Source organism: Brevibacillus sp. LEMMJ03 (assembly GCF_007197875.1).
Taxonomy (GTDB): domain Bacteria; phylum Bacillota; class Bacilli; order Brevibacillales; family Brevibacillaceae; genus Brevibacillus; species Brevibacillus thermoruber.
The window spans coordinates 1-411 of sequence record NZ_VKJN01000097.1 but is presented as its reverse complement, the minus strand read 5'-3'; the positions used below and the strand labels follow the sequence as shown (position 1 = coordinate 411).

Here is a 411-nt window from a genome sequence, read left to right as displayed (position 1 = left end):
CGCGGTCATTGGTGCCGCACTTGGCTGGCTATCTTAGTGCGCCTCACCGTCGGGCAAAGGGCGCTTTTTAGGGCCGTTATAGGTCCAGATGAGGTCGCGGGGTATCGGACCTTTGTTCCGGTCCGGAGACTGGCTCTGCTCCCAGGCATGCGCGAGCGCGCCCACCGATCGCGACAGCACGAACAGGCCGCGGCAGAGGGGCGGGGGGAAACCCAGCTCGGCAAAAATCACGCCCGTCGCGCCGTCGATGTTCATGGGAACGACCTTGCCGCCCCGCTTCTTCGCGATCGCAGCCTCGATGGCGCGGCCGATGCGGGCGAACCGTCCGGACACAACCTTTCTGGCCGACGCTTCGTCGACGAGTTCGAGAAGGCGCGGGACGCGGGGATCGACGGGATGGAAGCGGTGGCC

At 66.4% G+C, this 411-nt stretch carries 1 protein-coding gene; it reads right to left on the bottom strand.

Translation table 11 applies throughout. The features are described from left to right. Nucleotides 1-33: 33 nt before the first annotated feature. Nucleotides 34-411, bottom strand: a 378-nt coding sequence (locus FOI68_RS22980; RefSeq protein WP_304488792.1) for a citrate/2-methylcitrate synthase, incomplete at its 5' end; no start/stop codon positions are given.